Genomic DNA, 22,762 nt, shown 5'->3' on the forward strand with positions numbered 1-22,762 from the left:
GGCGCCGCTGAAACTTTCACCCCTCTCAGGTCATCGGTCGCCCGCCGCCGCCCGCTGGACGACCACGATCGGGATCCGCCTCGACGTCTTGCGCTGGTAGGCCGTGTACTGCGGCCAGAGCCCGGTCATCGTCACCCAGAGGCGGTCCCGTTCGTCCTCGGCCGCCGGACGGGCCACCGCGTCGAACACCTCGGCGCCGACCTGCACCGTCACCCGCGGCTCGGCGAGCACGTTGTGGAACCAGAGCGGATGGACGTCGGCGCCGCCGTTGGAGGCGACCACGAGGTAGCGGCCGGCGTCACGGCCGTAGATGAGGGCGGTGCGGCGCGGGAGCCCCGAGCGGCGGCCGATCGTGGTGATCAGCAGGGTGGGCGCGCCGTGGAAGAGGTGACCGCGGGCGCCGCCGGACTCGGTGTAGCTCCTGACATGCCGGGCCACCCACCGGGTCGGGCTGTCGATCGGCTCCCGGCTCATCGGGCCGCCCCGCCCACGTGCCGGTCGGCCCACGCGCGGGCCTGCGCGAACCAGCGGGGCGCGGTGCGGTGGCCGTTGAGCACGTGCCCGGCGCCGGGGATCACGACGGTCTCCAGCTCGGCGCGGGGACCGTAGAAGGGGGCCTCCTGGGCGTGCAGCGCGGCGGACGTACGGGCTCCGGCCAGCAGCCGGTCGTGCTCGCCGTTGACGATCAGTACGGGGACCTGGATGCCCTTGTTGATCGAGGGCGGGGTGTAGGAGTCGCCGGGCGGGAAGACGTCGGTCGTCTTGGCGGCCTCGTCGGCGGCGATGACCTCGGGGGCGGCGTCGGGCCGGTGGTAGAACCAGGTGGCCCGCAGGCCGGGCCGGGTGGTGAGGTAACCGTCGTCGAGCCCGCGCCCGGCGAAGCGGGGATCGTCGGCGGCGCGGTAAATGCCCGCGCCCATCTGCTCGAAGGCGGCCGTGTCGGGCATGCTCGACTCGCCGGTCAGGATGACGCCGTCCACGTCCGCCGGGTGCCGGGCGGCCAGAATGCGGGCGAGTGTCGAGCCCAGCGAGTGCCCGACCAGGACGACCTTGGCGAACCGGCGGCCGCCCAACCGGCCCTCGCGCAGCCGCCGGATGAGCTGGCGGATGACGATCTCGTGGGTGTCCTGCCGGAAGCGGGCGCTCGGCGGGTAGGAGCTCGCACCGGTGCCGAGCCGGTCGATGGCCAGCGTGGCGTATCCGGCGGCGGTCATCGTCTCCACGTACGAGGGCCGCCGCTGGTCGCCGCGCATCCGCCAGTACGCCTGGCCGTAGAAGCCGCCGGGGATGAGCAACTGGACGGTGGTGGCATGGCCGCGCGGGAGGCACAGGGTGCCGGCCAGGCGCTGGTCGGCGGGGCCGTCGGCGGTCATCGCCACCTTGGCGCCGATGGATCGGCAGACGGGGGCGGCGTTCGCGGCCGCGGGCGCCGAGGTGACGGGGATCGAGGCGAGCGCCAGAAGCACCGCGGTGGTGATGCGCATAGAACTCCTTCGGGTAGCCAAATTTGGTTAACCAAATTTGGGTATCGCACTATGGCGCACCCACGTCCCCACCGTCAAACCGGTTCCCTACCGTTCAGGTCGGCCGTTCCAGCCGCCTTGCCGTCCCGTTCAGGCGGGCTTGTCGCCCCGTTCCAGCCGTCCGATCAGCTCACGGGTCCACGACGCGTCACCCTCGGCCTGCGCGGCGCGCAGTGCGAACAGCTCCGCCACATGCCCTGGGCGCTCTCCCTCACCGGCCGTGGCCACGATCCGCGCCCGTTCGTCCTCCAGAGCGCGTACCCGCTCCCTGAGCAGCGCGATCACTTCCTCCACGGGCAGCGCGGGCAGCATGACCAGGGCCGCGCCCAGCAGTTCCGGGCGTCTGTCGGGCACGCGCAGGGCGCCTCTGAGCAGCTGGAGGAACTCCGCCTCGCCCTTCTCGTTGATGGCGTAGTCGACGCGGCCCGGCCAGTCGTGCACCTCGCTCGCGTCCAGCAGCCCCTCCTTGGCCAGCTGGCGCAGGGCGTGGTAGATCGAGCCGGACCTGAGCCCGGCCCACCTCTCCGTCTCCCACGACTCCAGCTCGGAGCCCACCAGGTAGCCGTGCGCCCGGTCGTGCTGCCGCACCACGCCGAGAACCAGCAGTCGCGTCGCCGACATCGTCTCCCTCACTCGCCGCGGTACCTGGCATCCCGGACCAGGTTAGCCGTCACGCTCGGTCTGAGCCGGTCGGCGGGCGATCAGGCCGGCCGACGGAACCCCCGTCCGGGGCCCTCCACCAGCAGGGCCGCGAACACCTGATCGGACCCGATCACCGGTAACATCTGCTGACAGTCCCACGGCGCCCGTGCCGCCGCCGAGTTCGGAGTTCCGGCAGTTGCTTTTCGACGTCACCCGCAGCGAACTCGCCGACATCTTCGGCGACGACCGGCTCGCGACCCTGCCCGCCACCGCCTTCCCGCCCTCCATCGCGGACCTCGAGGGCGCCCGCCTCCTGCAGACCGTCGGCGTCCCCACCGGGACGCTCTGGCTGCGCGAGCCCGACGAGAACTCCGGTCGGCTGCCCCTCGTCCAGGACGTCGTCTACACCGAGGACCTCGAGGACGCCCCGGGGGACGCGGGCGAATGGCCCGTCATCGGCTGGCTGCTCAACGCCCACCTCGCCCTCGACCCCGGCTCCGGCAAGGTGCACGCCTTCGACCCCGACGAGGAGACCGTGCAGGAGCTCCACACGGACGTCTCCTCCCTCCTCCAGGTCACCGTCCGGTTCCAGCGCCTGCTCGAGGAGTTCACCTTCAGCGGCGGCGACGAGGAGGCCGGCTTCGAGCGCTTGGAGCGCGAGATCGAGCGTATCCGCCAGGAGACGAGCGGCATCGACCCGCTCCCCTTCCAGGACGACGAGACCCTCTGGTCGGTGGTCGGCGACGAGATCGCCGCGGGCCAGCGCTTCACGGGCACCAGCCCGGGAGCCCGCTCGCTCTACGGGTGATGCCGACGAAGGCGAGGAAGTGCTCAGCCTTTCGCGCGTGAAGCTCTCCTGCGGTGCACGGCTGTCGCCGCCCCGAGGGCGAGGGCGGCGTACCCGCAGGCCACGGCCAGACCTGCCCATGGCGGGAGCGGGTAATAGCCGCCGAGCAGCGACCGGTCCACGTCCACATGCGCGAACGTGGGGACGCTCTGCGTGATCGCGAACCCGGCGGCGGGGGTGATCGTCAGCAGCCATGGCGCCAGCCCCGCGGTCGCCAGCAGGTACGGGGCGACGACCAGCGCGATGGCCAGCCCGATGGCGACGATGCCCCGCTCGACCAGCGCGGCGAGGCCCAGGGCCAGCACGGCGGCGGCTGCCGTCAGCGCCGCGTAGCCGACGATCACCCGCAGCTCGGTGCCGGGAGTGATCGGCTGGACCGGGTTCTGATGGGCACGCAGCATCGCCAGGCCGGCAGGGACCACGACCCCCGCGGCCACCAGCCCCGCCACGAACGCGACCGCGCCGACCACCGCGGCCTTGGCCGCCAGCAGCCGCGCCGGCCGCGGCTCGGCCGGCGGGCCGGTCCCGATCGGCCCGCGCCGGCGTTCCGCCGTGCAGAACGTGACCCCCGCCACGAGCACCGGGATCAGCCCCAGGGCCCCGCCGATCAGCATGAGGTCGGCGCGCACACCGCCCTCCACCGTGGCGGGCCCGATGTCGCCACCCCCGGTCACGATGAGCTTGTCACCGGACTCGACGACCCCGCCCGGGTGATGCGGGGTCCTGCCGTCGGACTCCAGGGAGACGCCGACGTCGTCGCGGCGCCACGAACCGTTCGCGCCCTGCACCTTGATCTGGTCGAAGGTGGCGGTGGCCTGGGCGAAGGCTCGCGCCGTCTCCCACAAGGCTCCCGGTGAGGTGGCGAACAGCCCGATCTCGACCGTCTCCGGAAGCCCGGTCAGCTTGACCGCCCCGACCTCGGTCCACGTCCCGCCGTCGTCCGACTCGTAGCCGGTGATGGTGTCGCCTGACCTGATCAGCCGCAGCCACTGCGGGCCGTTGTGCGGGCCGCCGGGCACGTCGTGGGTGAAGTTGTACTGCATCCGCACGCCGTGCTCTCCGGTGAGCATGACGGCGGCATACGGTGTGCCCTGCTTGAGGCTCTGCCTGACGAGGATTCCGGCCTTGGCCCACGGCACCACTCCCTCCTTGATGTTGCGCACCCCGGGTACGGCGTCCGGCAGCCGGATCTGCCCCGTCATGTCCGACACACGGGCGGTGAGGCTGCCGTTCCCCTTGAGTGGCTGGTGCACGAAGTAGTACTTGTCCTTCACCGCGGTGCCGTCGGGACCCACCAGCGGCGCGGGGCAGGGGCCCTCGCCCTTCCCCGTCACGCAGCTGCTGCGCACTCCCCCGGCGATCAGCAGGCCGAGCGACACGGTGACCAGGACGGAGGCCGCCATGGCGAGCGCCCAGCCGCGCGAGGCACGAAACGTGGTCCACTGCTCGTGCAGCAACCGGGGGAAGCCGTCCCACCCGGCCCGCCGGCTGGAGCGGTGGGGCGTACCGGAAGGGGTCACCGTGACACCTCCGTGGACGTCGCGGCGCGATGGACCGGCACCTCGGTCCGATCCGCAGGGCGACCCGCCGCCGAGGCGGACTCCCCCGCTCCGTGCGGCCGCACGGAGCCGGTCGCCGGCCCCGCCAGGAACGCCTCATATCGCTTGCGCGGCCCGGCGACGATGTTCCCCGGGGCGCTCATGGGGTTGGTGGATGGACTCATGCCGACGGTTGTACGCGGCCTCCGGTTCCACCCGGGTCGCAGCGGCTGCGACCTGGCTGAGACCCGGGATCTGGCATCGTTGCACCATGGCACCTCGACCGGGCCGCCGCGCCCGCACGATGACCGGCGGTGAGCGGCGGTGAGGGTCCTCGTCGTCGAGGACTTCGAGGTCCTCGCCCGCTCCATCGGAACGGGGCTGCGCCGCGAGGGCATGGCCGTCGACGTCGTCCTGGACGGAACCGCCGCCCTCGACCGCCTGGCCGCCATCCGCTACGACGTGGTGATCCTCGACCGCGACCTGCCCGGCGTCCACGGCGACGAGATCTGCCGGCGGCTCGCCCACGGCCGCTGTGAGACGCGCGTCCTGATGCTCACCGCCTCCGGCACGATCGAGGACCGCGTCGACGGGCTCGGCCTCGGCGCCGACGACTACCTGCCCAAGCCGTTCGCGTTCGCCGAACTGGTCGCCCGCGTCCGTGCCCTGGCCCGCCGCGCCGCCCCGCCGCTCCCGCCCACCCTGGCATACGGGGACATCACCCTCGATCCGGCCCGCCGTACCGCGTCCCGGGCGGGCCGGCGCCTTGACCTGAGCCCCCGCGAGTTCGCGCTGCTCGAATGCCTGCTCGCCGTACCCGGACTGGTCATCTCGGCCGAGGAGCTGCTCGAACGCGTCTGGGACGAGGCCGCCGACCCCTTCAGCAGCGCCGTCAAGCACACCATGCACCGGCTGCGGGCCAAGCTCGGCGACCCTCCTGTGATCGAGACCGTCCGCGAAGCCGGCTACCGGCTCGGTGCGTAGTGCTCCGGCCTTCAGCTGGGGTGCAGCGGAGCGCGTCAACGCGTAGGACCGTCATGCCCCCTCAGACGCTCGCCAGAAGGTCCCTGCAGACGCGGCTGGCGCTCGCCTACGCGGCGGGCATCTACGCCGCCGGAGTCCTCGTGCTCGTCCTCGTCGCCGTCCCGCTGTCCAGCATCGATGCGGCCGTACCCGAAGGCGGCCCCCCGTCGAGCGCGATGCCCCAGGCCGGGCCCGGGATCAGCCTGCCCCAACTCCTCATGGGCTCCGCCGTCGCCCTGGTCGTCCTGATTCCCGTCGCCCTGGCTCTCGGCTGGTTCGTCGCCGGCCGGTTCCTGCGCCCGCTGCGCGCCATCACCGCCACCGCCAAGAGCATCTCCGCCGGCGACCTCCACCGGCGACTCGCTCTCGGCGAGCCCGCCGACGAGCTGACCGAACTCGGCCACACCCTCGACGACCTGTTCGCCCGCCTGCAAGCCTCCTTCGACGCCCAACGCCATTTCGTCGCCAACGCCTCCCACGAGCTGCTCACCCCACTGGCCGGCCTGCGCACCCTCCTCGAGGTCGCCCTCGCCGACCCCGACGCCGGCGCCGACACCCTGCGCTCGGTCTGCCAGGAGGCCCTCGCTCTCGGCGGCCACCAGGAGCGGCTCGTCCAGGCACTGCTCGCTCTGGCCACCAGCGAGCGCGGCGTCACCCGCTGGGACACCCTCGACCTCGCCCAGGTCGTCGAAGGGGTGCTCGCCACCCGCCGCGACCAAGCCACTAAAAAGGGCATCGACCTCGCCGGACACCTGGCGCCCGCAGTGACGGCCGGAGACCCGAGACTGGTCGAAAGCCTCGTCGCCAACCTCGTCGACAACGCCATCCGCCACAACCACGCAGGCGGGCATGTCGAGGTCACCACGCAGACCTCCGGCACGGAGGCGACTCTCACGGTCACCAACAGCGGGCCGACCGTCCCCGGCGACCAGATCCGGCGCCTCTTCCAACCCTTCCAGAAACTGGCACCGGAGCGTCACGGCCACCACGACGGCTACGGCCTCGGCCTCGCCATCGTCAGCGCCGTCACGCAGGCCCACCACGCCACCCTCACCACCGGTGCACGCCCTGAAGGCGGCCTGTCCGTCACTGTGCGGTTCGCGCACACCTCTCCTGCGAGCGACTTCTGATGTCGGGGACGGCTCCTGCGCGGGTCCTCCCCTGCAAGCCCGGCCCTTTACATTGTAGATCACTGTCGCCCTCGGGAGGCGATGTCCGCCAGCTCGTGCCCGGTCATGGGCAACCGGTGCCGAAAGTCCGGATGAGGTCCTCGAAGGACGGCCTCGCGCGTCTCGATAGAAGAGATAAAAGCGACATATGGGCATATAGAGGGTAAACTGCCAGGGCGTTTACCTCTCCCTGGAGAAATCCGATGCACCAGATTGTTCACGTGCGACCGGTCGACGACGCGGTGGGGCATGAGATGTCCCCGCAGTGCGTGTGCGGCCCCGTGAGTCAGGAAGTCAGCCTGAAGCTGAGCGGAGAGGCCGTCGGCACCATCTACCGGCACCACCCCCTCAGCCCCTGTCACGAATGGGAGGCCTCCGCCGCGTAGCCCCTGGACGAAAGCCTCATGGCCGTCCGCGCGGGCGCAGCGCGCTGACGACGATCGTGATGGCCGAGGTGACGATGACCAGGTCGAACACCGTCTGCACGATGACCGCCGCCTTCGCCGCCTGGCCGATGGGAACGATGTCGCCGTACCCGATCGTGCCCAGCGTCACCACCGCGAAGTACAGCGCGTCCAGCCTGGTGCGGATCCCGGCGAACTGGTCGGCCATCACCACGTACGTGGCCGCGAAGAAGACCACCACCAGGTTGACGCCGGTCAGCAGCATCGTGACCTGCTCCACCAGGAGCCGTTCCGGGCGCAGCGCCCGCTGCACCTGCCGCGTGAGCAGCCAGGTCAGGACGGCCAGACCCGCCAGGGACGCGAAGGAGCGCCACTGGAACAGGCCACCTCCCGCCCCCGCCTGCGGCAGTGGCACGACGAAGTAGAGGCCGGTGACGACCGCGATGGCGCCCGCCGTCCGCGTCCATGCCAGCATGCGGGCTCCGTAAGGGGACATGCGGTCAACGTTCCGCGGTCGCCCGGCGCGCAACGCGGGACACGGTATGGAATCGCCCAAGAATGTCGGGGATCTTCTCCGTCTCGGAGGTGACGCCCCGTCGCCCCGCAGGCGGACGACGGCAGGCGCCCCCGACTTCTAACGTCAGCGGCATGTTCAACGACCAGGTGACATTTCGCCGCGTGGCGGCCGGCACCGTCCTCATCGTGGCCCCGCTGCTCCAGGCCGTGGCCGTCGTCGTCGATCCCGGCACCTGGGGCGACGACAGGGAGGCGGTCAGCTACGGCGACAACCCCGCGCTCGCGCAGACCGAATCGGCGCTGTACCACTGGAGCTGGATGCTGATGGCCGTCGCGGCCCTCGGCCTGGCCCATCTCACCCGGCGCAAGGCGACCAGGCTCGGCCACATCGCGGGCGCGGCGACGGTCATCGGGTACATCTCCACCTCCGCGCTGCTGATGAGCGACCCGGTCGAGTGGTGGCTGGGCCGGCACTACCCGCCGGAGCAGGCGCAGAAGATCCTCGACGAGATGCTGAACCTGCCCGGCGTCGTCATCGGCTTCCACATGCCGTGGATCTTCTTCGCGGTCCTCGGCCTGCCGCTGCTGACCGTGGCCGTGTGGCGGGCGGGCTTCGTCGGCTGGTGGGTGCCGCTGCTGGTGTTCATCGGGTACGTCGCCTCCTTCCCCCTTGAGTACGGGCCCGCGACCGTGGCGTTCTGGGCCCTGCCGGTGATCGGCCTGGGCTGGACGGGGCTGAAGATCCTGCGCATGGGTGACGAGGCGTGGGTCGCCTACTACCCGTCCGCCGTCCACGACAGGACGGCCGTCCCGGCGCAGGGGTAGGCCGTCACGTGGGCAGGGGCCGGTCGTCCACCACGTGCTTCATCACGAGGGTGGAGTTCAGCCTCTGCACGCCGGGGAGCGCGGCCAGGACGTCGTCCTCCAGCTCCTGGTACGCGGTCAGGTCGGCGGTGACGATCCGCAACAGGTAATCGGGGTCGCCGAACAGCCGCTGCGCCTGCACCACCTCCGGCACCCGGGCGACGGCCGCCTCGAACCCCAGGAGCGTCTCGCGGTCCTCCTGGCGCATGGTGACGAACACCAGCGCCTGGAACGTCAGCCCGAGGGCCGCGGCGTCCACGATCGCCCGGTAGCCGCGGATCGTCCCGCCGCGTTCGAGCTCACGGAGCCGGCGATGGCACGGCGACACGCTGAGGCCCACCCGCGCCGCCAACTCGGTGACCGTCAGACGGCCGTCCTGCTGCAGCAGCGCAAGAATCTTCCGGTCGATCGCGTCCATGGAGCAGATTCTTCCACCGAAGCGCCTTGGACGGGCGGAAGTTGGAAGCCTCTTCGGCGCGATGAGCACTATTCTTCCCGTATGACCAGCTAGCGGGGGGATTCTGCTCCATGGCCGCCAGTTCCGTGCTCGCCTTCTGGGCGGTCGCACTCCTGCTCATCGTCGTCCCGGGCGCCGACTGGGCGTTCACCATCGGCGCCGGGCTGCGCGGCCGCTCCGTGGCCCCGGCGGTTGGCGGGCTGGTCGTCGGCTACGCGGCCATCACCGTCGTCGTCGCGGCCGGCGTGGGCGCCCTGGTCGCCGGGAACCCGGTCATCCTCACCGGCCTCACCCTGGTGGGCGGCCTCTACCTGGTGTGGCACGGCGCCATGACCTTCGCCCGCCCCTCCACCCCCGCCTCCCCGCGGGAGGCCGCCGCCGGCACCGACCGGGCCGTCTTCCTGCGCGGCATCGGCGTCAGCGCGCTCAACCCCAAGGGCCTGCTGATCTTCCTCGCCCTGCTCCCGCAGTTCACGAACCTGCACGGCGCCTGGCCGGTGTCCGCGCAGATCGGCGTGCTCGGCCTGACCTTCATGATCACCTGTGGGCTGTTCTACCTCGGCGTGGGCCGGCTCACCCGGGTCGTCCTGCACGGCCGCCCCGCCGCCGCCCGCCTCATCAGCCGCCTGTCGGGAGCCGCCATGGCCGCCATCGGCGCCTGGCTCATCATCGACCACCTGCTGCGCTGACGGCGTACCGCGGAAACCTCGGCGCACGGCGGGCAAGCGGCGAGCGAGCGCCCGACAAACCGCTTGCCGGAGGTCCGGGCCCCCGCACATGATCGGGTATGACGGTGACACGGGAGCTGCTCGCCTACTACGAGCAGGACAGGGAGCACGGCAGGCTGCGCGAGGGGCGCGGCCGGTGGGAGTTCTGGCGCACGCAGGACGTGCTGCGCCGCACACTGCCGCCGGCGCCGGCGCGCGTGCTGGACGTGGGCGGCGGAACCGGGGTGCACGCCGAGTGGCTGAGCGCCGACGGCTACGACGTGGAGTTGCTGGATCCGGTCCCCCTGCACGTCGAGCGCGCCGCGGAGCTGCGCGGGGTGAGCGCGCGGCTGGGCGACGCCCGCCATCTGCCGGTTCCGGACGCGGGCGTGGACGCGGTTCTGCTGCTGGGGCCGCTCTACCACCTTTCCGAGCGAACCGACCGGGTGCGAGCCCTGTCGGAGGCCCGGCGCGCCGTACGGCCTGGCGGCCTGGTGGCAGCCGCCACCATCAACCGCCACGCGGCCGTCCACGACACCGTGTACCTGGGCGACTACCTGGGCGAGCGTGAGCGGCAGGCGGCGCACGCCGCCGCGACCGACGGGATCATGTTCTCCCCCGGGCACGGCTTCACGGCCTACTTCCACGATCCGGACGAGGTTCCGGGCGAGTTCGCCGACGCCGGGCTGCCCGAGGCCCGGCGGTACGGGCTGGAGGGCGCCTTCTGGCTCTACGGCGACATCGACGACTGGCTCGACGACCCGGAACGCCGCACGCTCCTCCTCGACGCCCAGCGCTCCATGGAGAGCGTGCCGTCGCTCCTCGGCGTCAGCGGCCACATGCTGACCGCCGCCTACCGGGATCGTCACAGCTGAACGGCCACCTGCCTCGTGGTCAGGGCTTCCTGGGCGTCGGTGATGCGGCCGATCATCGACGCCGCCAGGGCCGCGACGACGATCCACAGCGCGACGCTCCCCATGTCGGCCATGGCCACGACCGCCAGGCCCTCCAGATCGTCCAGAGACTCCACCTCGTCGGCCTGGCCGAGGACGCGGCTCGCCACGTAGGTCACCGCCGAGGTGAGCACCCAGAGCGTCCACCAGGCGGTGATCACCCGGAGCCGGCGCGGCGGGGCGGCCGGCCGGGAGGCGGCCCAGATGTCGTCGACCAGCTGCTTGGGATACCACCAGCAGACGATCGGCACCGCCCAGGCGAGGACGAGCCAGGGCCTGGGATGCCGGTGCCCGTCCGGCGCCAGCAGCTCGGCGTTCGACCGGACCCGGAAGAGCCAGACGAGGAACGCCACGGCGGCCACCACGAACGTCCCCTTCTGCACGAACGCCGAGCCGGTGTAGACGAGGTCGCTCGCGTCGAGCTCGGCGTCGCTGACCGAGTAGGGGTCGGTCAGCAGGCGGTCGATGACCGACACCTCCCACACGTCCGACGCGGCGGACGCCACGCCCGCCAGGCAGTCGAGCGCGAGCGCGCCGAGAGCGAGGTTGGCCAGGCTGCGTACCGGCCGCAGCGGCAGCGGTGGCTGCCATGCCGATGGCGATGGCGACGATGGGGGGTACACGTCACGCCCTTCACAACGGATCCATGGGACGACCCGCCAGTATCACCGGCACGGCGGGCCCTGCGGGAGGGCGTCTTCCACCCCGCACCCTTTCGTGATCAACTTGGGACTCCCCGGCCGCGCCCGCTCGCACCGTAGGAAAGCCTTAAGGAAGCCGTAAACGGGCTGCGCGAAGCTGAAGGCACACGAGGACGGCGGCCCTCACGGGGGGCGCCGCGACGAAACGCGACACAGGGAGCAGAAGATGGCGAGCAGGCTGGTGGTCTCGGCGTTCCTTTCACTGGACGGCGTCATGCAGGGTCCCGGCGGCCCCGGCGAGGACGACTCCCACGACTTCCCGCACGGCGGATGGCTGCCCCCGCACGTGGACGAGGGCTTCGGCGAGATCATGGGCGAGCAGCTCGCCCGCGCGGACGGGATGCTCCTGGGCCGCCGGTCGTACGACATCCTCTCCTCGCACTGGCCGAACGTGCCCGACGAGGAGGGCAGCGCCGAGATCAACAGCATGCCCAAGTACGTCACCACGAGGACGCCGATGGACGCCACGTGGCGCAACACCCGGGTGCTGGTGGGCGACGCCGCCCAGACGGTCGCCGACCTGAAGCGCGAGACCGACGGCGAGATCCTCGTCCAGGGCAGCAGCGACCTGCTGCGCACCCTGCAGCGGGCCGAGCTGGTGGACGAGTACCGCCTGCTGGTCTTCCCCGTCATCCTGGGCGAGGGGAAGCGCCTGTTCGCCGAGGGCACCGCCCCTGCCGGGCTGAAGCTCACCGGATCGAGGACCACGGGCGCCGGCGTCGTCTACGTCACCTACGACTGGGCGGGCAAGCCCTCGTACGGCTCCGTCGTCTGACGCGCACGCGGGCCGGGCCGTTCAGGGGGTCCCCCCGACCGGGCGCTCCCCCTTCCCGTCGCCCGCGACGGCGGACGGGACGGCGGACGGGACGAACCTGCTTTGCGCTCGCTTGCCGGCCTCCACCGCGGCGTTCCCGCGCTCCAGCAGCTCCGCCTGGTACTCCGCGAGCGCCGAGGCGAGGTCGCGCTCGCCCCGGCCGGCCTCGGCCAGCAGCTCGGCCAGCAGGACGGCGTCCAGCAGCGCGGTGTTCGCCCCGTTGCCGCCGCTGGCCAGGGTGAGGTGCGCGGCGTCGCCGAGCAGCGTGACGCGGCCTGCCGGCCAGGGCGGCATCGGCCGGTCGAAGACCTTGGACCGGCCGACGGCGCTCATGTCGGCACCGCGCACCAGGTCCCGCAGGTCGGGGTGCCATCCGTCGATGAGCTCCAGCGCCGGCTCGCGCGCGTCGCTCCAGCCGCTCTCGCGTGCCGCCGGGTGCCCCGGCGGCACCAGCAGCACCCATCTCACATAGCTGTCCCGGTACGGCATGTCCAGGCCGGGGGCCAGCTCGGCGGCGGCCGCGGACGGCTCCCGGCCGAACTCCATCCGACCCAGCATCAGCGTGGTGCCGGGGCCCTTCACCATCGTGCCGCGCCCCGGGACCAGCTCCAGGAAGCGGCCGGTGAGCGGGGTGCGGCCCATCGCCCCGCACAGGTCCGCGTCGACGAGCCCCACCTCGGGCGCCAGGTACCGCCGCACCACGGAGTTCCCGCCGTCGGCGCCGACCAGCACCTCGCCCGTGGCCCGCGTGCCGTCGGCGAAACGCGCGGTCACGGTCCCGTCCGCCTCCTCGGCGACGCCTGTCAGCCGCTTGCCGTGCTCGACCCGCCGCCCGAGGTCCCCGAGCAGGATCCGGCGCAGCACCTGCCGGTCGAACGCCCTCGCCTCCTCCGGCGGTCCCGGCAGGTCGCCGCTCAGCAGCGTGAGCTGCTCGTCGAACAGCAGCCCCGGCCCGGCCAGGCTGCCGCTGGTGGCCTCGACCAGCTCGTACAGCCGCTGCGGCAAGCTGCCGCGCAACGCCTCCATCGCCGGCGGCGCGAGCCCGATCCGGTAGCCCTGGGCCCGCTCGCCGCTGCCGTCGTCGGCCTCGTACACGCGTACGTCCAGGCCGGCGCGAACCAGCGCGTGCGCGAGCGTCAGCCCGCCGAGCCCTGCCCCGATCACCAGAATCCGTGTCACCGTGACCCTCCCGTCTAAGTGAACAACGTTCACGTGTACATTGTTCACGTGGGAGGCACCGGCGTGTCAACCCCCGGCGGCGCGGCATGCATCGACCAGGGAGGTGTGTGTGGACCGGCCGACGCGGCGACGTCGCGCTGGTCGAAGACGTACGTCCGGCCTGCGGCGGGTGCTGGGCCTCCGGTGTCAGCCGGGCGCTCGCCGACGGAGCCGGCGCGTCACCGGCCCGGCGCGCCCGGAGGCCGGGTCCGGCCGAGCTCGGCCAGGCGGGCCAGCGCGGGCAGGGCGCCGGCGATCGCCCGCCGCTGCTCGGCGGTCAGCTGCGCGACCAGCGGAGCCAGGTGGCGCGTGCGGTCCTCGTGGCGCGAGCGGCCGATCCGCCGGCCGGCCTCGGTGAGGTGGACGAGGACGGCGCGCCCGTCGCTCGGGTCGGGGCGGCGCTCGACCAGCCCGTCGCGCTCCAGCCGGGTGACGAGCTGGGTGATGGCGGGCTGGCTGACCTGCTCCGTCCGGGTCAGGTCGGTCAGCCGCATCGGGCCGTCGGCGCACGCGAGGGTGTCCAGCACCGACAGCGTCGTGAACGACAGCTTCTCCAGCGTCGGCAGCCGGATGTAGAAGCGGTTGAAGCTCTCGACGGCCGCGGTGAAGGCCTCAACGTCCAGGTCGTCGTCCGGGGTCTCGTCCACGCCCCCATTATATATATCGCGAACTTATATAAGATGCTTATGATGTTGGCCGACACACCTGTCAGCGCGAGAAGAGGTAAGCATGACTGTTCGTATCGGCATCAACGGGTTCGGGCGGATCGGCCGCAACGTCTTCCGCGCCGCCGTCGCGCGGAACGCGGACGTGGAGATCGTCGCGGTCAACGACCTCGGCGACGTGGCGACCATGGCCCACCTGCTGGCCTACGACTCGATCCTGGGCCGCTTCCCCGGCGAGGTCACCGCCGAGCCGGGCGCGATCCACGCCGGTGACGCCACGGTCAGGGTGCTGGCCGAGCGCGACCCCGCCGATCTGCCCTGGGGCGACCTGGGAGTGGACGTGGTCATCGAGTCCACCGGCGTCTTCACCCAGGCCGCCAAGGCCCGCGCGCACGTGGAGGGCGGCGCGAAGAAGGTCATCATCGCCGCCCCCGCCAGCGGCGAGGACGTCACGATCGTGCTCGGCGTGAACGACGACGCCTACGACCCCGAGCGCCACACGATCATCTCCAACGCCTCCTGCACCACCAACTGCCTCGGCGTCCTGGCCAAGGTGCTGCATGACGCCGTCGGCATCGAGTCGGGCATGATGACCACGGTCCACGCCTACACCCAGGACCAGAACCTCCAGGACGCCCCGCACAAGGACCTGCGCCGCGCCCGCGCCGCGGCCCTGAACATCGTGCCCACCTCCAGCGGGGCGGCCAAGGCCATCGGCCTGGTCCTGCCCGAGTTGCAGGGCCGTCTCGACGCCTTCGCCCTGCGGGTGCCCGTCCCCACCGGCTCGGTCACCGACCTGACCGTCACCACCCGCCGCCCGACCACCGTGCAGGAGGTCAAGGAGGCCTACGCCGAGGCCGCCGCGGGCCCGTACAAGGGGCTGCTGTCCTACACCGAGGCGCCCATCGTCAGCACCGACATCGTCACCGACCCCGCGTCCTGCGTCTTCGACGCCGAGCTCACCCGGGTGCTGGGCACGCAGGTCAAGGTCGTCGGCTGGTACGACAACGAGTGGGGCTACTCCAACCGGCTCATCGACCTGGCCCTCCTCGTGGGCGGCACGCTGTAGGGGCCACCGTCACCAGCGCCGCCATCAACGTGTGGCTCCGCGCCTCATGAAACGCGACGGGCCGGGAGGTAGGAGCCGTCGCGCAGGTCGGCGACGGCGTCGGGGTGCCGGGGCTGCCAGCCCAGCCGGTCGCGTGCCCGCTCCCCGCTGACGGACTGGTCGAGTGCCAGGGCGTCGGCGAACAGCGCACCGAGTTCCTCTCGCGCCTGGTCCAGCGGCCAGACCCGCGGCTCGGCGAGGATTCCGGCGGCCTGGCCGGCGGCGATGGCCAGGTCCCGGACGGGAACCGCCGGCTGGCTCACGCCGTGCCACAGCGTTCCGGCGGGCGCTTGCTCGACCACTCTGGTGAAAAGGTCCGCCAGGTCGTCGAGGTGGACCATGGGCCAGCGCACCGTCGAGTCCGCGATGATCAGGGGCGCCCCATGCCTGCGGGCCAGGTCGACCAGCAAGGCGGGGATGCCGCCGCCGCGGCCGTGCACGATGCCGGGTCGGATGACGGTGGCGCGGACGCCGTTCTCGGCGGTGGCGAGCACCTGGTGCTCGATGCCGGGCCGGTATCCCACGATCGGGATCGGGTCGGTGGGCGTTTCCTCATGGGCGGTGGCCGCCCCCGTGGCGCCCAGGACCCAGACGCCGCTGGTGTAGACGAATGCGCGCCCAGTGCCGCGCAGCGGGCCGGTCAACGCCGCGACGGCCGCGGCGTCGGCGTCGGCGTCACCGGTGGGCGTGGCCAGATTGATCACCGCGTCGATGTCGGGGGTGACCGCCGCGGTGAGCGAGTCCGGGTCGGTCAGGTCGCCGATTCGCCGCTCGTACCGCCCCTCCGGCCGATCGCCGCCCGGACGGGCGAGTTCCACGACCTGGTGGCCGGCTGCCGCCAGCCTTTCGGCGACGGCCGAGCCCAGGTAACCACGAGCTCCTACGATCAGAGTACGCATCTCAACACTCCCTCGAAAATTTCGATGTCGAAACTTTAGGTCGAAACTCTCCAATGGTCAAACTCTTCGACATCGAAGACTTAGACTGTGAGAGAAGCCGCCTGACCCGGGAGGGAAGACCGTGACCGACGCGACCGAGCAGGACGGGGTCGATGTGATCATTCGGGAGTGGCAGGCGGTGCGGCCCGACCTGGACTGTTCCCCCATGGCGGTCGTCGGCCGCCTTTCCCGGGCGTCACGGCTGCTCGAACGCGCGATCAAGGACGAGTTCGCCGAGCACGGCCTGGAGTCCTGGGAGTTCGACGTGCTGGCCACACTGCTGCGCGCGGGGCCGCCCCACGTCCTCAGCGCAGGAGAGCTGAGCAGCGCGGGCATGGTGAGTTCGGCGGCGTTGACGAACCGCGTCGACCGGCTGGTGAGCAAGGGACTGGTCGAGCGCGAGGTGGACCCGGCGCATCGGCGACGTGTCCTGATCTCCTTGTCCGAACAGGGGCTGCGGCTGGTGAACCAGGTCGTCGAACACCACCTCGCCAACGAGCGCCGGCTTCTGGAGGGACTGCCCGTGGCCGGACGCGATCAGCTCGCCGCGCTGCTACGCCGCCTGCTCGTCTCCCTCGGAGACAACGGACGGCAACCGGCCGACACCTGATGCCGGAACCTACGTTCCTGCCCGAACCGCTCCATCCCCGACAGCCGGGACCGGTGTAACGATTGGCTGTGAACCGGGTCCGGGATACGACGGCCTTACGCCACGCGTGGAACGCTACATCCCCGTCGTCTACACAAGGATCGGATGGGGATCACGTGTCATCGGGTTTCCCTGCGTCGTCAGGGCGGGGGCGTTCCAGGTGGATGGCCGTGGCGGTCGTCGCGGCGGCGCTCGTCCTCGCGGGCTGCACTCCGGAGAGCACCACGGGCAACGGCACCGGCGACAAGGCGCCCACCTCGGAGGCGTCCGGCGCCTCCTCGCCGCCCGCGGCCGGTGAGATCCGCAAGCCGCCGCCGGTGGACGCCGCCTGGCCGCGCTGGGGCTTCACCCACACGGGCGTCAGCGCGAACAACGTCAGCCCGCGCTTCGAGCAGGACGTGGCCGGGGCGCTGGCGCGGACGCCGATGCTGCAGAACCAGCACATCATGGGCTTCGGCGCGCTCAACCCGGAGCCGCGGCCCGGCGAGTTCTTCTGGGAGGACCTCGACAGCCGGATGAACCTCATGCGCGAGTCGGGCGCCACCCCGGTCATGACGCTGTGCTGCGCCCCCGACTGGATGAAGGGCGGCCCCCAGGGCCCGACCGAGGAGTCGGCGTGGAAGGAGCACCTGGAGGACGCCCCGTACCCGGAGCACTTCGACGACTTCGCCAAGCTGGCCGCGGCCGTCGCCACCCGGTACACCGACGTGAAGTACTTCATGGTCTGGAACGAGCTGAAGGGCTTCTGGCGCGACCACGCCAAGCCGGCGGACGTCAAGGGCTATACGGCGCTGTACAACAAGGTGTACGACGCGGTCAAGGCGGCCCGCCCGGACGCCCAGGTGGGCGGCCCGTACATCGGCTTCGACAGCGACAACGAAGGACCGTCGGAGCTGCGCGGCCCGTGGGGCGTGGTCAACCAGAACGCGCTCGACGCCTTCGAGTACTGGTTCAAGAACAAGAAGGGCGCCGACTTCGTCGTGGTGGACGGCGCCTCCCCCACCGAGACGCACGAGCTGCGGCCGGACGAGTTCGGGGCGCTGGCCAAGTTCGGCGCGATCACCGCGTGGCTGCGCGAGCGGACCGGTGACCTGCCGGTCTGGTGGTCGGAGTGGTACGTCGTGCCGGAGGACGGCACCACGTGGCCCGAGCCGAAGCGCCTGGCCGTGCAGGCCGTCTCGATGATGGAGTTCGCCCGCAGCGGCGCCGCCACCGCCCTGTACTGGAACCCGCAGGCCAAGGAGGGGGAATGCCGGGCCTGCATGTGGGCGCCCGGCACCGGCTCGATGCTGCCGACGGGGCAGCTGGTGAGCGAGTTCGCCCGCTGGTTCCCCGCGGGAGCCGAGCTGGAGGACGTCACCTCCTCCGACCCGCGGGTCCGCGTGCTGGCGCAGGAGCAGCAGCTGCTGGCTGTCAACACGGCGGACAAGGCCGTCACGGCGACCGTGGACGGCAGGCAGGTCACGCTCCAGCCGTACGAGATCAAGTGGAGCGGCCGCTAGAACCGCTCAGCCCCCGGCGGGGCATGGTTGTCATCGGGCGGCCGGTCATGGCGGCCGCGCGACCGCTGTCGGCACTATGCCCAGCAAGATTGTTGACAATATTGTCGCCCGAGACGGGGGGACATGGCTCCCGCCCAGCGGGAGGCCGAGCTCGCCGAGCAGTTCGGGGTGACCCGGGCGAGCATCCGCGCCGCGCTGATCGACCTGACCGCCGCGGGCCTGGTCGAGCGCATCCCCAACCGGGGCGCCCGCGTACGGGTCGTCAGCGTCGAGGAGGCGGTCGCCATCACCGAGTGCCGGATGGTGCTCGAAGGGCTGTGCGCGGCCAAGGCGGCGGCGCGGGCCACCGACGAGCAGGGGGCCGAGCTCGCCGCGCTGGGCGAGGCGATGGCCAAGGCGGTCGCCGACGGCGAGCCCCTGACCTACTCGGAGCTCAACCATCGGTTGCACGCCCGCATCCGCGACATCTCCGGGCAGCAGGTGGCGGTCGAGCTGCTGGAGCGGCTCAACGCCCAGCTGGTCCGGCACCGCTTCCAGCTCGCGCTTCGCCCCGGGCGGCCCCAGCGGTCGCTCGACGAGCACCTGGCGCTGATCGAGGCGATCCGCGCCCGCGACCCGAAGGCGGCCGAGGCCGCCGCGCACGCCCACCTGGCCAGCGTCATCGAGGCGCTCAGCGACACCTGACGCCGTCCGGTGGCACGGCTCCCCCACCCGTCGAGGAGGACAACCCGATGACAGACGCCGTGAACCAGGCAGCTCCGGCGCAGCCACCCTGGTCGTCAGCGCGCACGCCGGCGACTTCGTCTGGCGCGCGGGCGGGGCGATCGCCCTGGCCGCCGCGCGGGGCAAGAAGGTGACGATCGTGTGCCTCTCCTGCGGCGAACGCGGCGAGTCCGCGAAGGCCTGGCGCGAGGGAAGATCGCTCGACGAGATCAAGGAGCTGCGGCGAGGGGAGGCGGAGCAGGCCGCGGCCACCCTGGGTGCCGGCATCCGCTTCCTCGAGGCCGGCGACTACCCGCTGCGGGAGACGCCCGAGCTCGTCGACGAGCTGGTGCGCCTCTACCGGGAGGTGGCGCCCACGGTGGTGCTCACCCACCCGCCGGAGGACCCGTACAACGGCGACCACCCCGCGGCGGCCCGGATGGCGCTGGAGGCCCGGGTGCTGGCGCAGGCCGCCGGCTACCCGGCGCCGGGCGAGCCGCTCGGGGCGCCGCCGGTGTTCTTCTTCGAGCCGCACCAGCCCGAGATGTGCGGCTTCACCCCGCAGGTCCTGCTCGACATCACCGAGGTCTTCGACACCAAGCGCAAGGCCATGGAGTGCCTGCCCGCCCAGCGGCACCTGTGGGACTACTACACCGACCTGGCCACGCGCCGGGGCGTGCAGCTCAAGCGCAACGCCGGTCCCAACCTGGGGCTGCCCCACACCACGTACGGCGAGGCGTACATGCGGCCGTACCCGCAGGTGACGGGCGTCCTGGCATGAGCGGTGTGATCGTCACCGGCGTCCGCCGGGCGGACGCGGACGCGGTGACCGCGCTGGCGGGGTTCGGCGTGGCCACCGTGCACGAGGCGCTGGGCCGGACGGGAAGCCTGGGCCCGGGACTGCGGCCGATCCAGCAGGGCGTGCGCGTCTGCGGCACCGCGGTGACCGCCCTGTGCCGGCCCGGCGACAACCTCATGATCCACGCGGCGGTCGAGCAGTGCCGCCAGGGCGACGTGCTGGTGGTCACCACCACCTCGCGCTCCCCATGCGGCCCGCACCGCCGTCGTCCGGACGGCCCGCAAGATCTTCGACGGCACGGTGTTCCCGCGCCCGCCCGCATCCGGCTCCTGAGGAGGCTCCCCGATGGCCCCACCCCTGGGAGACATCGCTCATCTCGGCCATGTCGAACTCTTCACCCCCGACCCCGACCGCAGCCTGTGGTTCTTCACCCAGCTGCTCGGCATGACCGAGAACGGCCGCTCGGGCGAGTCCGTGTACCTGCGTTCGTGGGACGACTACGAGCACCACAGCCTCACGCTGACCGCCCACCCGACCTCGGGCCTGCGCCGTACGGCGCTGCGCACGTCGAGCGAGCAGGCGCTGAACGCCCGCGTCAAGGCCCTGGAGGAGGCCGGCATGGGCGGCGCGTGGGTGGAGGACGAGCCCGGGATCGGGCCGCTGTACGTCACCCGCGACCCGGACGGCCACGAGATCGCCCTGTACTGGGAGAGCGAGTGGTACGAGGCGCCGCCCGAGCTGCGCCCCGGGCTGAAGAACCAGCCGCAGGCCAAGCCGTGCCAGGGCGTCGGCGTGCGGCGGCTCGACCACGTCAACTTCCTGGCCGCCGAGGTCGCGCCCAGCTCCGGCTTCACGCACCGGCTGCTCGGCGCCAGGCCGACCGAGCAGATCGTGCTCGACAGCGGCAGGCTCAGCGCGCAGTGGCTGACCTTCACCAACAAGTCGTACGACATCGTCTACACCGAGGACCGGTCGGGGTCGCGAGGGCGCCTGCACCACGTCGCGTTCGCCACCGACTCCCGCGAGGACATCCTGCGGGCCGCCGACCTGTGCCTGGACAACGGCGTGCACATCGAGACCGGTCCGCACAAGCACGCCATCCAGCAGACGTTCTTCCTGTACGTCTACGAGCCGGGCGGCAACCGGATCGAGCTGTGCAACCCCCTGACCCGGCTGGTGCTCGCCCCCGACTGGCCGCTGATCACCTGGACCCAGGCCGAGCGGGCCAAGGGCCAGGCGTGGGGCCTGAAGACGATCGAGTCGTTCCATACGCACGGCACCCCGCCGCTCGACTGAGCCCGCCCTGCGAACCCACCCGGGCGGCGGCCAGGACGGTGACGACGACGTGGGCGGTGGACATCGGGGGGATTCTCTGGGGCGGTGATGGGGCCAGCACCGAAGGCGCGGATCCTTCGGGCGGCCAGGCCAGGCTCACGGCCGTCCCAGATCACCGGTGAGGTGGTGCCGCACGAGGGGGGCCAGGATGGCGACGAGCGCTTCGCGTTCGAGCGAGGCGAGCGGCTCGACCTTCAGCACGTACCGGGCCGTCGCCACGCCCAGCAGGTGCGCGCCCGTGAGGTTCGCGCGCAGCTCGGCCCGGTCGGGCCCGATGGCGCGGGCGAGGGGCAGCATCACCTCGTCGGTCATGAACGAGGCCACCATCGCCGACGCGCTGGGCGAGGCCGACGCGCCGCGTACGATCGCGAGCAGCCGGGCTCCGGTGTCCGGGGCCTCCCAGAGCTCCAGATAGCGCCGCACCAGCCGCTCCCCCAGGTGGTCGACGTCGCCGTCGCGCACCAGCGCCGTCAGGGGTCGGGTGGGCGGATCGGCCCGCAGGGCGGCGTCGAACAGCCCGTCCTTGCTGCCGAAGAACTGCAGGACCAGCGCGGGATCGACGCCGGCGGCCGACGCGACGCCGCGGATGGTGGTCGCCAGGTATCCGTGCTCGGCGAAGCTCCGCTGGGCGGCCGCCAGGATCGCCTCGCGCGTTCCCGACACTCCCGGCCGTCGCCCGCCGGCTCCCTTCTGACGTGTCTCGGTCACCCCGGCAGAGTAGCTCACCCTTGTTGAGTTCGGCGCCGGCGTCGTCTACGTTCAACTCACCATCGTTGAGTTATTTCGTGAGGGGTGCGGCATGTCACCAGCCGTAGTGATCACCGGAACGTCGTCAGGGATCGGCCGGGCCTCGGCGCTGGCCCTGCATGCCCGGGGCTTCACGGTCTTCGCCGGAGTACGCAAGGAGGCGGACGGCCAGGCGTTGCGGGCCGCGTCCGGTGGCGGGATCGTCCCGGTCCGCATCGACGTCACGGACGAGGAGTCGATCGCGGCCGCCGTCCACCGGGTGGAGCGGACCGTCGGCGCGTCGGGGCTGGCCGGCCTCGTCAACAACGCCGGCATCGGCGCGCCCTGGCCGATCGAGCTGGTGCCCCTGGAGGAGTTCAGGCGTCACCTCGAGGTCAACCTGACCGGCCAGCTCGCCGTGACGCAGGCGTTCCTGCCGCTGGTCAAGCGCGCCCGGGGCCGGATCGTCAACGTCGGCTCGGAGGGCGGGCGCATCACGCTGCCGTTCCTCGGCCCGATCACCGCCGCCAAGCACGGCCTCGTCTCCGTCACCGACGCGCTGCGCATGGAGCTGCGCCCGTGGGGCGTGCACGTCAGCATCGTCGAGCCGGGCGCCACCCGCAGCGACGCCCCGGCCAAGCTGGTGGCCAGCGGCCGGCGGGCGATCGCCGACCGGTTCTCCCCCCAGGGCCGCGCCGACTACGGCGACACGTTCGGACACGTCATCGAGCGGATCGCCGCGAACCACCGGCGCAGCGGCAGCCCGCCCGAGACGATCGCCCGCGCCGTCGTGACGGCGTTGACCGCCCGCCGGCCGCGAACGCGCTACCCCGTCGGCGGCCACGCCAAGCTGCTCACCCGGCTCCAGCGCGCGCTGCCTGACCGTGCCGTGGACGCCCTGTTCAGGCGCATGCTCGGCCTGGGCGGGTGAGCGTGAGACCGTGCCCGCCGCTCCCCCGCGG

At 72.1% G+C, this 22,762-nt stretch carries 25 protein-coding genes and 1 pseudogene; 15 read left to right on the top strand and 11 right to left on the bottom strand.

Annotation, left to right across the window (positions count from 1 at the left end):
- Positions 1–30: 30 nt before the first annotated feature.
- The 3 genes from ACIBG4_RS37195 to ACIBG4_RS37205 form a co-directional block, all read right to left on the bottom strand.
- Positions 31–474 carry a nitroreductase family deazaflavin-dependent oxidoreductase gene (locus ACIBG4_RS37195; RefSeq protein WP_397206584.1) on the bottom strand — a complete coding sequence of 148 codons (444 nt, stop codon included), beginning with the start codon at positions 472–474 and terminating at the stop codon, positions 31–33.
- Positions 471–1,484 (bottom strand): alpha/beta hydrolase, encoded by a 1,014-nt coding sequence (locus ACIBG4_RS37200; RefSeq protein ID WP_397206586.1) that lies wholly within the window; start codon positions 1,482–1,484, stop codon positions 471–473. The genes ACIBG4_RS37195 and ACIBG4_RS37200 overlap by 4 nt, the downstream gene beginning before the upstream one ends.
- Positions 1,485–1,613: 129 nt before the next feature.
- Positions 1,614–2,144 (bottom strand): PadR family transcriptional regulator, encoded by a 531-nt coding sequence (locus ACIBG4_RS37205; protein WP_397206588.1) that lies wholly within the window; start codon positions 2,142–2,144, stop codon positions 1,614–1,616.
- 217 nt (positions 2,145–2,361) lie between these two features.
- Between ACIBG4_RS37205 and ACIBG4_RS37210 the strand changes: the two genes are divergently transcribed.
- Complete coding sequence (locus tag ACIBG4_RS37210) at positions 2,362–2,973, top strand: SUKH-4 family immunity protein (RefSeq protein WP_397206590.1); 612 nt, start codon at positions 2,362–2,364, stop codon at positions 2,971–2,973.
- A 23-nt stretch (positions 2,974–2,996) separates the two neighbouring features.
- On the opposite strand, the gene ACIBG4_RS37215 is transcribed toward ACIBG4_RS37210, so the two are convergent.
- Entirely contained in the window at positions 2,997–4,532 is a 1,536-nt protein-coding gene (locus ACIBG4_RS37215) for a hypothetical protein (protein WP_397206592.1), read from the bottom strand.
- Positions 4,533–4,874: 342 nt separating this feature from the next.
- Here ACIBG4_RS37215 and ACIBG4_RS37220 point away from each other — a divergent pair, with 342 nt between their 5' ends.
- Both ACIBG4_RS37220 and ACIBG4_RS37225 read left to right on the top strand, forming a co-directional pair.
- Positions 4,875–5,534, top strand: coding sequence for a response regulator transcription factor (locus ACIBG4_RS37220; RefSeq protein WP_397206594.1), 660 nt, complete (start codon positions 4,875–4,877; stop codon positions 5,532–5,534).
- 53 nt (positions 5,535–5,587) lie between these two features.
- Positions 5,588–6,703, top strand: coding sequence for a sensor histidine kinase (locus tag ACIBG4_RS37225; RefSeq protein WP_397206596.1), 1,116 nt, complete (start codon positions 5,588–5,590; stop codon positions 6,701–6,703).
- A gap of 441 nt (positions 6,704–7,144) precedes the next feature.
- Here ACIBG4_RS37225 and ACIBG4_RS37230 read toward each other — a convergent pair whose 3' ends face one another.
- On the bottom strand, positions 7,145–7,621 hold the full coding sequence (locus tag ACIBG4_RS37230; protein ID WP_397206598.1) for a potassium channel family protein: 477 nt from the start codon (positions 7,619–7,621) through the stop codon (positions 7,145–7,147).
- A 173-nt stretch (positions 7,622–7,794) separates the two neighbouring features.
- Here ACIBG4_RS37230 and ACIBG4_RS37235 point away from each other — a divergent pair, with 173 nt between their 5' ends.
- Positions 7,795–8,487, top strand: coding sequence for a hypothetical protein (locus ACIBG4_RS37235; RefSeq protein ID WP_397206600.1), 693 nt, complete (start codon positions 7,795–7,797; stop codon positions 8,485–8,487).
- Positions 8,488–8,491: 4 nt separating this feature from the next.
- Here the strand turns inward: ACIBG4_RS37235 and ACIBG4_RS37240 are convergent, their stop codons facing one another.
- A complete protein-coding gene (locus ACIBG4_RS37240) occupies positions 8,492–8,944 on the bottom strand; it encodes an Lrp/AsnC family transcriptional regulator (protein ID WP_310713806.1) in 453 nt (150 codons plus the stop codon).
- 110 nt (positions 8,945–9,054) lie between these two features.
- Here ACIBG4_RS37240 and ACIBG4_RS37245 point away from each other — a divergent pair, with 110 nt between their 5' ends.
- Positions 9,055–9,672, top strand: coding sequence for a LysE family translocator (locus ACIBG4_RS37245; RefSeq protein ID WP_397206602.1), 618 nt, complete (start codon positions 9,055–9,057; stop codon positions 9,670–9,672).
- Positions 9,673–9,770: 98 nt separating this feature from the next.
- Complete coding sequence (locus tag ACIBG4_RS37250) at positions 9,771–10,565, top strand: class I SAM-dependent methyltransferase (protein WP_397206604.1); 795 nt, start codon at positions 9,771–9,773, stop codon at positions 10,563–10,565.
- On the opposite strand, the gene ACIBG4_RS37255 is transcribed toward ACIBG4_RS37250, so the two are convergent.
- Entirely contained in the window at positions 10,556–11,266 is a 711-nt protein-coding gene (locus ACIBG4_RS37255) for a DUF4328 domain-containing protein (RefSeq protein ID WP_397206606.1), read from the bottom strand. The genes ACIBG4_RS37250 and ACIBG4_RS37255 overlap by 10 nt on opposite strands.
- Positions 11,267–11,510: 244 nt before the next feature.
- Between ACIBG4_RS37255 and ACIBG4_RS37260 the strand changes: the two genes are divergently transcribed.
- Positions 11,511–12,119, top strand: coding sequence for a dihydrofolate reductase family protein (locus ACIBG4_RS37260; RefSeq protein WP_397206608.1), 609 nt, complete (start codon positions 11,511–11,513; stop codon positions 12,117–12,119).
- Between the two features lie 21 nt (positions 12,120–12,140).
- Here the strand turns inward: ACIBG4_RS37260 and ACIBG4_RS37265 are convergent, their stop codons facing one another.
- Together ACIBG4_RS37265 and ACIBG4_RS37270 are read right to left on the bottom strand one after the other, a co-directional pair.
- Positions 12,141–13,337 (bottom strand): FAD-dependent oxidoreductase, encoded by a 1,197-nt coding sequence (locus ACIBG4_RS37265; protein ID WP_397206610.1) that lies wholly within the window; start codon positions 13,335–13,337, stop codon positions 12,141–12,143.
- Positions 13,338–13,555: 218 nt separating this feature from the next.
- Positions 13,556–14,023 (bottom strand): MarR family winged helix-turn-helix transcriptional regulator, encoded by a 468-nt coding sequence (locus ACIBG4_RS37270; protein ID WP_397206612.1) that lies wholly within the window; start codon positions 14,021–14,023, stop codon positions 13,556–13,558.
- A gap of 82 nt (positions 14,024–14,105) precedes the next feature.
- Between ACIBG4_RS37270 and gap the strand changes: the two genes are divergently transcribed.
- A complete protein-coding gene (gene gap / locus ACIBG4_RS37275) occupies positions 14,106–15,110 on the top strand; it encodes a type I glyceraldehyde-3-phosphate dehydrogenase (RefSeq protein WP_310713792.1) in 1,005 nt (334 codons plus the stop codon).
- Positions 15,111–15,154: 44 nt separating this feature from the next.
- On the opposite strand, the gene ACIBG4_RS37280 is transcribed toward gap, so the two are convergent.
- Positions 15,155–16,048 carry an NAD-dependent epimerase/dehydratase family protein gene (locus ACIBG4_RS37280; protein WP_397206614.1) on the bottom strand — a complete coding sequence of 298 codons (894 nt, stop codon included), beginning with the start codon at positions 16,046–16,048 and terminating at the stop codon, positions 15,155–15,157.
- Between the two features lie 121 nt (positions 16,049–16,169).
- Here ACIBG4_RS37280 and ACIBG4_RS37285 point away from each other — a divergent pair, with 121 nt between their 5' ends.
- The 6 genes and pseudogenes from ACIBG4_RS37285 to ACIBG4_RS37310 all read left to right on the top strand — a co-directional run bounded on the left by ACIBG4_RS37285 (position 16,170) and on the right by ACIBG4_RS37310 (position 21,035).
- Positions 16,170–16,697, top strand: a complete 528-nt coding sequence (locus tag ACIBG4_RS37285) for a MarR family transcriptional regulator (protein ID WP_310713787.1) — start codon at positions 16,170–16,172, stop codon at positions 16,695–16,697.
- A gap of 203 nt (positions 16,698–16,900) precedes the next feature.
- Positions 16,901–18,238 (top strand): xylan 1,4-beta-xylosidase, encoded by a 1,338-nt coding sequence (locus ACIBG4_RS37290; protein ID WP_397206616.1) that lies wholly within the window; start codon positions 16,901–16,903, stop codon positions 18,236–18,238.
- 123 nt (positions 18,239–18,361) lie between these two features.
- On the top strand, positions 18,362–18,922 hold the full coding sequence (locus ACIBG4_RS37295) for a GntR family transcriptional regulator (RefSeq protein ID WP_397206618.1): 561 nt from the start codon (positions 18,362–18,364) through the stop codon (positions 18,920–18,922).
- 88 nt (positions 18,923–19,010) lie between these two features.
- Positions 19,011–19,721, top strand: a complete 711-nt coding sequence (locus tag ACIBG4_RS37300; protein ID WP_397206673.1) for a PIG-L deacetylase family protein — start codon at positions 19,011–19,013, stop codon at positions 19,719–19,721.
- Positions 19,718–19,966 (top strand): annotated as a pseudogene (locus tag ACIBG4_RS37305) (4-carboxy-4-hydroxy-2-oxoadipate aldolase/oxaloacetate decarboxylase); the annotation flags it as partial. The gene ACIBG4_RS37300 and the pseudogene ACIBG4_RS37305, both read left to right, overlap by 4 nt.
- Positions 19,967–20,084: 118 nt before the next feature.
- Complete coding sequence (locus ACIBG4_RS37310) at positions 20,085–21,035, top strand: catechol 2,3-dioxygenase (protein WP_397206620.1); 951 nt, start codon at positions 20,085–20,087, stop codon at positions 21,033–21,035.
- 135 nt (positions 21,036–21,170) lie between these two features.
- On the opposite strand, the gene ACIBG4_RS37315 is transcribed toward ACIBG4_RS37310, so the two are convergent.
- Positions 21,171–21,782 (bottom strand): TetR/AcrR family transcriptional regulator, encoded by a 612-nt coding sequence (locus tag ACIBG4_RS37315; RefSeq protein ID WP_397206622.1) that lies wholly within the window; start codon positions 21,780–21,782, stop codon positions 21,171–21,173.
- Positions 21,783–21,873: 91 nt separating this feature from the next.
- Here ACIBG4_RS37315 and ACIBG4_RS37320 point away from each other — a divergent pair, with 91 nt between their 5' ends.
- Complete coding sequence (locus tag ACIBG4_RS37320; RefSeq protein WP_397206624.1) at positions 21,874–22,731, top strand: SDR family NAD(P)-dependent oxidoreductase; 858 nt, start codon at positions 21,874–21,876, stop codon at positions 22,729–22,731.
- The last annotated feature ends 31 nt before the right edge of the window (positions 22,732–22,762 follow it).

Origin of the sequence: Nonomuraea sp. NPDC050383, assembly GCF_044459125.1 — a bacterium.
In the GTDB taxonomy this organism is placed as follows: domain Bacteria; phylum Actinomycetota; class Actinomycetes; order Streptosporangiales; family Streptosporangiaceae; genus Nonomuraea.

Bases quoted from the DNA above. Each gene is read 5' to 3' on its own strand.
- ACIBG4_RS37240 (WP_310713806.1), bottom strand. From the start codon at position 8,944: ATGGACGCGATCGACCGGAAGATTCTTGCGCTGCTGCAGCAGGACGGC.
- ACIBG4_RS37280 (WP_397206614.1), bottom strand. From the start codon at position 16,048: ATGCGTACTCTGATCGTAGGAGCTCGTGGTTACCTGGGCTCGGCCGTC.
- ACIBG4_RS37260 (WP_397206608.1), top strand. From the start codon at position 11,511: ATGGCGAGCAGGCTGGTGGTCTCGGCGTTCCTTTCACTGGACGGCGTC.
- ACIBG4_RS37310 (WP_397206620.1), top strand. From the start codon at position 20,085: ATGGCCCCACCCCTGGGAGACATCGCTCATCTCGGCCATGTCGAACTC.
- ACIBG4_RS37235 (WP_397206600.1), top strand. From the start codon at position 7,795: ATGTTCAACGACCAGGTGACATTTCGCCGCGTGGCGGCCGGCACCGTC.
- ACIBG4_RS37295 (WP_397206618.1), top strand. From the start codon at position 18,362: ATGGCTCCCGCCCAGCGGGAGGCCGAGCTCGCCGAGCAGTTCGGGGTG.
- ACIBG4_RS37320 (WP_397206624.1), top strand. From the start codon at position 21,874: ATGTCACCAGCCGTAGTGATCACCGGAACGTCGTCAGGGATCGGCCGG.
- ACIBG4_RS37250 (WP_397206604.1), top strand. From the start codon at position 9,771: ATGACGGTGACACGGGAGCTGCTCGCCTACTACGAGCAGGACAGGGAG.
- gap (WP_310713792.1), top strand. From the start codon at position 14,106: ATGACTGTTCGTATCGGCATCAACGGGTTCGGGCGGATCGGCCGCAAC.
- ACIBG4_RS37245 (WP_397206602.1), top strand. From the start codon at position 9,055: ATGGCCGCCAGTTCCGTGCTCGCCTTCTGGGCGGTCGCACTCCTGCTC.
- ACIBG4_RS37290 (WP_397206616.1), top strand. From the start codon at position 16,901: ATGGCCGTGGCGGTCGTCGCGGCGGCGCTCGTCCTCGCGGGCTGCACT.
- ACIBG4_RS37200 (WP_397206586.1), bottom strand. From the start codon at position 1,484: ATGCGCATCACCACCGCGGTGCTTCTGGCGCTCGCCTCGATCCCCGTC.
- ACIBG4_RS37225 (WP_397206596.1), top strand. From the start codon at position 5,588: ATGCCCCCTCAGACGCTCGCCAGAAGGTCCCTGCAGACGCGGCTGGCG.
- ACIBG4_RS37230 (WP_397206598.1), bottom strand. From the start codon at position 7,621: ATGCTGGCATGGACGCGGACGGCGGGCGCCATCGCGGTCGTCACCGGC.
- ACIBG4_RS37195 (WP_397206584.1), bottom strand. From the start codon at position 474: ATGAGCCGGGAGCCGATCGACAGCCCGACCCGGTGGGTGGCCCGGCAT.
- ACIBG4_RS37205 (WP_397206588.1), bottom strand. From the start codon at position 2,144: ATGTCGGCGACGCGACTGCTGGTTCTCGGCGTGGTGCGGCAGCACGAC.